The organism is Parvibaculum sp. (assembly GCF_049671045.1).
Classification (GTDB): domain Bacteria; phylum Pseudomonadota; class Alphaproteobacteria; order Parvibaculales; family Parvibaculaceae; genus Parvibaculum.
On record NZ_JBATUH010000136.1, the window covers coordinates 1 to 6,925 of the forward strand.

General features: G+C 64.4%; 6 protein-coding genes. 2 read left to right on the forward strand and 4 right to left on the reverse strand.

All coding sequences use genetic code 11. The features are described 5' to 3' along the window. Positions 1 to 171 precede the first annotated feature (171 nt). Positions 172 to 1,845: a dihydroxy-acid dehydratase gene (gene ilvD, locus WBG82_RS15810; protein WP_424425874.1), complete on the reverse strand. Its 1,674-nt coding sequence runs from the start codon at positions 1,843 to 1,845 to the stop codon at positions 172 to 174. A 121-nt stretch (positions 1,846 to 1,966) separates the two neighbouring features. On the opposite strand from ilvD, the gene WBG82_RS15815 reads away from it, so the two are divergent. Further along, positions 1,967 to 2,881 carry a LysR family transcriptional regulator gene (locus WBG82_RS15815; RefSeq protein ID WP_424425876.1) on the forward strand — a complete coding sequence of 305 codons (915 nt, stop codon included), beginning with the start codon at positions 1,967 to 1,969 and terminating at the stop codon, positions 2,879 to 2,881. A gap of 9 nt (positions 2,882 to 2,890) precedes the next feature. On the opposite strand, the gene WBG82_RS15820 is transcribed toward WBG82_RS15815, so the two are convergent. The 3 genes from WBG82_RS15820 to folE all read right to left on the reverse strand — a co-directional run bounded on the left by WBG82_RS15820 (position 2,891) and on the right by folE (position 5,296). Continuing rightward, positions 2,891 to 3,940, reverse strand: a complete 1,050-nt coding sequence (locus tag WBG82_RS15820) for a patatin-like phospholipase family protein (protein ID WP_424425878.1) — start codon at positions 3,938 to 3,940, stop codon at positions 2,891 to 2,893. A 135-nt stretch (positions 3,941 to 4,075) separates the two neighbouring features. Next, on the reverse strand, positions 4,076 to 4,519 hold the full coding sequence (gene hisI, locus WBG82_RS15825; RefSeq protein WP_424425880.1) for a phosphoribosyl-AMP cyclohydrolase: 444 nt from the start codon (positions 4,517 to 4,519) through the stop codon (positions 4,076 to 4,078). A 144-nt stretch (positions 4,520 to 4,663) separates the two neighbouring features. Beyond that, entirely contained in the window at positions 4,664 to 5,296 is a 633-nt protein-coding gene (gene folE, locus WBG82_RS15830) for a GTP cyclohydrolase I FolE (protein ID WP_424425882.1), read from the reverse strand. A 590-nt stretch (positions 5,297 to 5,886) separates the two neighbouring features. On the opposite strand from folE, the gene cysS reads away from it, so the two are divergent. Then, positions 5,887 to 6,925 (forward strand): cysteine--tRNA ligase (cysS, locus tag WBG82_RS15835; protein WP_424425884.1); only part of this gene is annotated, 1,039 nt, incomplete at its 3' end.

Below are 6,925 nucleotides of genomic sequence, written 5' to 3' on the forward strand. Positions count from 1 at the left end.
TTCACAAGGGCGAACTGGTCGGGATCGTTTCGATCGGCGACGTGGTGAAGCACCGCATCGCGGAAACCGTGATGGAAACGGAGGCGATGCGCCTCTACATCGCGAGCAGCTAGGCTCCAAACGATGAGCGGACCGGTGTGATCTTCACGCCGGTCCGCGCCGTTCGCCGATTTACCCTGTCACTGCGCCTTCGCTTGCGGGCCTTGCAAGCTGGGCGAACTTGCCGAGCACGCCGCGCGTATAGCGGGGCGGCGGCTGGCGCCATGCCTTGCGCCGCGCTTCGATCTCGGCCTCGTCGACATCGAGTTGCAGAAGCAGCCGGTGGGCGTCGATAGTGATGAGATCGCCTTCCTTTACCAATGCGATGGTGCCGCCTTCATAGGCTTCGGGAGTCACATGGCCGACCACCATGCCCCATGTTCCGCCGGAGAAGCGCCCGTCGGTGATGAAGCCGACGCTCTCGCCAAGGCCGCGGCCGACAATGGCGGAGGTCGGAGCGAGCATTTCCGGCATGCCGGGGCCGCCGCGCGGGCCGAGATAGCGCAACACCAGAACGTCGCCCGGCTTGATCTTGTCCGACAGGATCGCATCCATCGCCGACGCCTCGTCGTCGAAAACGCGGGCCGGCCCCTGAATGACCGGGTTTTTCAGTCCACTGATCTTCGCCACGGCGCCATCAGGCGCCAGATTGCCCTTCAGAATGGCGAGATGGCCTTCGTCATAGAGCGCCTTTTCGAGCGGACGGATGACCGTCTGCCCGGCGGCGGGGCTGTCCGGAATGTCGGCCAGTTCCTCGCCCAGCGTCCGGCCGGTGATGGTGAGACAATCGCCATGGATGAGCCCGGCATTGAGCAGGAGCTTGAGAACCTGCGGCACGCCGCCGACCCTGTGAAGATCGACGGCCATGTAATGGCCCGAGGGCTTCAGATCGCAGATGACGGGCACCTTGCGGCGGATGCGCTCGAAATCATCGAGCGTCCACTCGACCTCGGCCGCATGGGCGATAGCGAGATAATGCAGGACGCCATTGGTGGAGCCGCCCGTCGCCATCATCAGCGCAACGGCGTTCTCGATCGAGCGGCGCGTGATGATGTCGCGCGGACGGATGTTCTTGCGGACGGCTTCGACGAGAACGCGCGCGGATTCCGCCGTGCTGTCGATCTTTTCCCCGTCGGGGTTCGCCATGGTCGATGAGTAGAGGAGCGACATGCCGAGCGCCTCGAAGGAGGAACTCATCGTGTTCGCCGTGTACATGCCGCCGCAGGAACCTGTCGTCGGGCAGGCATTGCACTCGATGCCCTCGAAATCTTCCTCGCTCATCTTGCCGGCCATATAGGAGCCGACCGCCTCGAAGGCCGAAACGATGGAGAGATCTTCGCCTTTCCATTTTCCTGGCTTGATCGTGCCGCCATAGACATAGATGCCGGGGACGTTGGTGCGTGCGAGCGCGATCATGCCGCCCGGCATGTTCTTGTCGCACCCGCCAATGACGAGGACGCCGTCCATCCATTGCCCCTGCACGCAGGTCTCGATGCAGTCGGCGATGACCTCGCGGGAGATGAGGGAGTATTTCATGCCCTCGGTGCCCATGGCCATGCCGTCGGAAATCGTCGGGGTGCCGAACATCTGCGGGTTTCCGCCTGCTGCCTTGATGGCGGCGGAGGCGGCATCGGCGAGCGGCTGAAGCCCGGCATTGCAGGGCGTGATGGTCGAATGGCCGTTCGCAATGCCGATCATCGGCTTGTCGAAATCGGCCTTTTCGTAGCCCAGGGCGTAGAACATCGCCCTGTTGGGCGAGCGGGCGATGCCTTGCGTGATGTGCTTCGATCTTTCATTCGCGGACATGGACGTTTCCTCCCGGTCAGACGTGGCGGCGTCGCTCAGTCATGCTTAGATCGTTTTCAAACGAGAAAGAAATATATTATTCTCCTGATATTAAGTCGTTTTGCGTATCACGAGGCCCGTGATGGATCTCCGGCAGCTTCGCTATTTCGTGATGGTCGCGGAGGAGCTGCATTTCGGCCGCGCCGCCGAACGGCTCGGCATGACGCAGCCGCCGCTCAGCCAGTCCATTCTCGCACTTGAGCAGGAGCTTGGCGTCATCCTGTTTGCGCGAACGAAGCGGATGGTCGCACTGACGCCTGCGGGCGCCCAATGGCTGCCGCATGTGCACAAGCTGCTCGATGATGCGGCCGCGCTGCCCGAGATCGCGCGTCAGCTCTCGCGCGGCGAGGCCGGGCTCCTCAAAGTCGCCTTTGTGAGCACCGCCGACTACAGCGTCCTGCCGCCGCTCGTCAGCGGCTTCACCGCCGCCTATCCCGCCGTGCAGGTGACGCTCCTCGAGCAGACGAGCGATCTCCAGATCGAAGCGCTGCTCGATGGCGAGATTGACGCCGGCTTCATCATTCCGCCGCCACAGGCCGCGCTTCATCCTTCTCTGGATTATTTCGCATTGCTGCGCGAGCCGCTCGTCGCGGCGATACCGGAGGCATGGGCGAGGGAAGGGCGGATCAGATGCGTGACGGGAAAGGTGAGGCTCGTCGATCTCGAAGCAGAGCCGCTCATCATCTTCCCGCGCCGCACGGCGCCGGCCTTTCACGATCTCATCACCGGCTATTATGCGGTGAGCGGCGCCGAGCCCCGCATCGGCCAGGAGGCGATCCAGATGCAGACCATCATCAGCCTCGTCTCGGCGGGCATGGGCATCGCGCTCGTTCCGCGTTCGCTTGAAAATCTCGGCCGTGCCGGCGTGCGCTATGTCGCGCTTGAAGGCGAACCGCCCAGCATCGAAACGGGCCTCGTCTGGCGCCGCGACAATCCCTCGCCGACCCTGAGCCGTTTTGTCGGCATCGCGCGGACGCTCGCTGGCGAAGTCCGCTAGGCAAGGCTGCTAGCGCAGCAACTCGCACATCTCCCTGATCTGCGGGAGGGCTTCCTCCGCCGCTTCCTCGCCGAGGCGGATGAGTTCATCCGCGCGATCGAATTCAAGCAGTGTCAGGTGGCCGATCTTCGGTGCAATGACGATGTCTGGCGGATCGCTGGCGAGGCGCGCGCGGGCGAGGCGGTCCTGCACGATATTGAGCGAGGCGAGGAGAACGCTCGCAAAGCCCGGCCCGCGCTGCCGCGTGCCCACGGCGCGCTTGACGATTTCGCGCTCCGGGCTTCTGCTCTTGCCGCGCAGGCGGCTCAGCGTCGTGCGGATTCCGAGCATGAGCGGGGTTTCGGCTCCGGGTTCGCCCGGCGCCATCGCCGCCTCGACCTCGGCTTCCTCGGCGACGAGTTCGTCGATCTCTTCGGCGAGGTCGTATTCCTCCGGCAATGGCGGCATGGGGCTCACATAAAGCGGCGTGTGGCCGCCCTCCCAGTGCCGCCGCGTCGCGGGATCGAAGGGATCGGTGTTGAGGTTCACCGCGATGACGAGGCGGGCTCCGAGTGCGCGGGCGACGGAAACCGGCACCGGGTTCACGATGGCGCCGTCGATGAGCCAGCGCTGGTCGATCGGCACCGGCGTGAAGACGCCGGGCAGCGCGTAGGACGCGCGGATCGCCTGCACGAGGCTGCCTTCGCGCAGCCAGAGCTCATGGCCGGTCGCAAGCTCGGTCGCCACGGCCACGAAGATGCGGTCGAGCCGTTCGATCCTGAGCCCGCCCAGATGCTTGAGCATGAGCGCTTCGAGTTTCGCGTCGCCTATGAGGCCGGAGGAGCGGAAGCGGAAATCGATGAGGCTGATGAGCCTGCGCCGCGTCAGCGAGCGGGCGAAGTCTTCGAGCGGATCGAGCTTGCCGGCGATGTGGCAGCCGCCGACCAGCGAGCCGATCGACGTGCCGGATATGATGTCGGGCTCGATGCCGGCGCGGGAGAGCGTCTTCAGCACGCCGATATGCGCCCAGCCCCGGGCGACGCCGCTTCCAAGTGCAATGCCGATTTTCGGACGGGTCATTCCAAACGCTTCATCAGTAGGACCCCCCGATGCAGCATCATGCGCCCTGGCCGCGCCGCTTGAAAAGGGGCGACATCGCCGTGGCCAGAGGATGGCGATGCCGTTCGGGCGGAAAAGAGGCGGCGAGGGGTCGGGTCAGCCGGGCTTCCGGTCGCCGATCTTGCTCTCGGTCGTGCGGAGCCGGATGCCGGCGCCGCCGGGCGCGAGCTCGACCGAGCGGTAGAAGCAGGAGCGGTAGCCGACATGGCAGGCGCCGCCATCGCCGCCCACCTCGACGCTGATGAGCAGCGCGTCCTGATCGCAATCGACCCGCATGGAGACGACTTTCTGCGTCTGGCCGCTCGTCTCGCCCTTGCGCCAGAGCGCTTTGCGCGAACGGCTCCAGTACCAGGCCTCGCCTGTGCGAAGCGTGCGCTCAAGCGCCTCGGCGTTCATCCAGGCGAACATCAGGACCTCGTTCGAGGCGGCATCGCTCGCGATGACCGGGATGAGGCCGTCGCCATCGAATTTCGGCGTGAAGACGGTTCCGTTCTCGATCTCGTTCTCGCTGCCGCGCGGGCCGAAAAGGGAAGAGCTCATGATGCGCCAAACCTCGAATGCCTCATGGCCCGGCTCGTCCGGGCCATCCGGTTGCTTCGTGCATTGTATAGCAAAGATGCAAATGGCCCGCATGAAGCGGGCCATCAACTTGCCGTCAGGGAACGGGACGCGGATGAGGCGCGATCAGTAGCCGCGAATCATCTGCATGAAGCGGGCTTCCAGGCGCGGATCGTCGCGGAAGACGCCGGTGAACTGGCTGGTGATGGTCGCCACGTCGGGCTTCTTCACGCCGCGCGTGGTCATGCACTGGTGCTTGGCCTCGATGAGGATGGCGACGCCGGCCGGCTCGAGCGCGCGGTTGATGGTGTCGACGATCTGCGCCGTCATCGTCTCCTGCGTCTGAAGGCGCTTGGAGAAAATCTCGATAACACGCGCGAGCTTGGAGATGCCGACGACCTTGGAGGTCGGGACATAGGCGATATGCGCCTTGCCGAGAATGGCGACCATGTGGTGCTCGCAATGGGATTCGATGGCGATGTCCCGGAGCATGACCATGTCGTTATAGCCTTCGACTTCCTCGAAGGTGCGCGTCAGCTCCTTGTAGGGATCTTCCTTGTAGCCCTCGAAGAATTCCTCATAGGCGCGGACGACGCGGCCGGGCGTGTCGAGCAGGCCCTCGCGGCTCGGATCGTCACCCGCCCAGGCGATCAGCGTGCGCACGGCGGCTTCCGCTTCCTCGCGGCTGGGCTTCTTCGGGGATGCGGGGCGAGGGGTGCCGTCCAAGGTCGAGCGCAAGCCGTCAACTGCAGCATTCATGTCCATTTGACCATCTCTGGAGCGCGATCCGCCAAGCATGGGCTACTTTGCGGCAGGGTCGCACTCTGGCTGTTGAATCGAGAGCATGATGTTCCGGTCGGTCGTGGGCCTTCCGGTCATGCTCCCCGGGGTTTCCCGCCGGCACGTCCTCGCCGATGTGGAGGGCAGATGCCGTCGGTTCAAGTCAACAAAGCCGGTACCATTCGGTGCCGGCCCGTTTTGCCCATCAAGCACGGGGGTCTTATGCCATGCTCATTTTGATGTGACATCGTCTGAAGCATGCATATAGCCTTGCGAAAACTCGCTATCAAGGCTGGCCGATCCAATAGAAATCGCAAACTATTCAGGGTTAAGGCGGCCTGCGGACGGCCACGCCGGGCCCGGAATGGGCGGATTTCCGAGCCTTGCCGCTCCCGATCGGGTTGATTATCAATGGTTGGGCGCCCAGCGGCCATATTCGCCATTCCGGCGCCCGGGAGATCGGTCTATGACCTGTCGAAGCACACGAGATTCGACTTTCACGGCCTGAAGACTTCCGGCGACGGGGTCCGGGCCAGGACTCCACGCAAGCTCTTGAGATCAGGCCACCGATGACGACGTCCCTGCGACTGATGCTCCATAATTCGCTCACCCGCCGCAAGGAGGTGTTCGAGCCCGCCGATCCGGCGCGGGTGACGATGTATGTCTGCGGTCCGACGGTCTACAACTACGCCCATATCGGCAATGCGCGTCCGGCGGTCGTCTTCGACGTGCTGGCGCGGCTTCTGCGCCGCCTCTACCCGAACGTCGTCTACGCGCGCAACATCACCGACATCGAGGACAAGATCATCGCCGCCGCGAAGGAGCAGGGCGTCGAGATCGCCGCGATCACGGAGAAATTCGCGCAGATCTATCGCGAGGACATGGGCACGCTCGGCGTGCTGCCGCCCGACATTGAGCCCAAGGCGACCGAAACGATCGCCGGCATGATCGCGATGATGGAGCGGCTCATCGCCAGCGGCCATGCCTATGAGGCGGATGGCCATGTGCTCTTCAACGTGCCGAGCTATGCCGATTATGGCCGCCTGTCGGGCCGCAACCGCGACGACATGATCGCGGGCGCGCGGGTCGAGGTCGCGCCCTACAAGAAGGACCCGGCCGACTTCGTGCTCTGGAAGCCTTCGACGCCGGACCAGCCCGGCTGGGACAGCCCCTGGGGCCGCGGCCGCCCCGGCTGGCACATCGAATGCTCGGCCATGATCGAGAAACATCTCGGCCGCACCATCGACATTCACGGCGGCGGCATCGACCTTCAGTTCCCGCACCATGAGAACGAGATCGCCCAGTCGAACTGCGCCCATGACCATGCGCCGCTGGCACGTTTCTGGCTGCATAACGGCTTCGTCAACATCGAAAAGGAAAAGATGTCGAAGTCGCTCGGCAATGTGCTGCTGGTTCATGATCTGATCGCCCAGGCGCCGGGTGAGGCGATCCGGCTGGCGCTCCTCAACGGCCATTACCGCCAGCCGCTCGACTGGACGGCGGACGGGCTCGCCCAGGCGCGGCGCATGCTCGACCGGCTCTATGGCGCCTTGCGCGCGCTTTCCGATGTCGAGGCGGAAGCAGGCGGCGCGGTGCCCGACGCCTTCA

Coding starts and splice junctions, on each gene's coding strand:
- WBG82_RS15820 (WP_424425878.1), bottom strand. CDS start 3,940: ATGACCCGTCCGAAAATCGGCATTGCACTTGGAAGCGGCGTCGCCCGG.
- WBG82_RS15815 (WP_424425876.1), top strand. CDS start 1,967: ATGGATCTCCGGCAGCTTCGCTATTTCGTGATGGTCGCGGAGGAGCTG.
- folE (WP_424425882.1), bottom strand. CDS start 5,296: ATGAATGCTGCAGTTGACGGCTTGCGCTCGACCTTGGACGGCACCCCT.
- ilvD (WP_424425874.1), bottom strand. CDS start 1,845: ATGTCCGCGAATGAAAGATCGAAGCACATCACGCAAGGCATCGCCCGC.
- hisI (WP_424425880.1), bottom strand. CDS start 4,519: ATGAGCTCTTCCCTTTTCGGCCCGCGCGGCAGCGAGAACGAGATCGAG.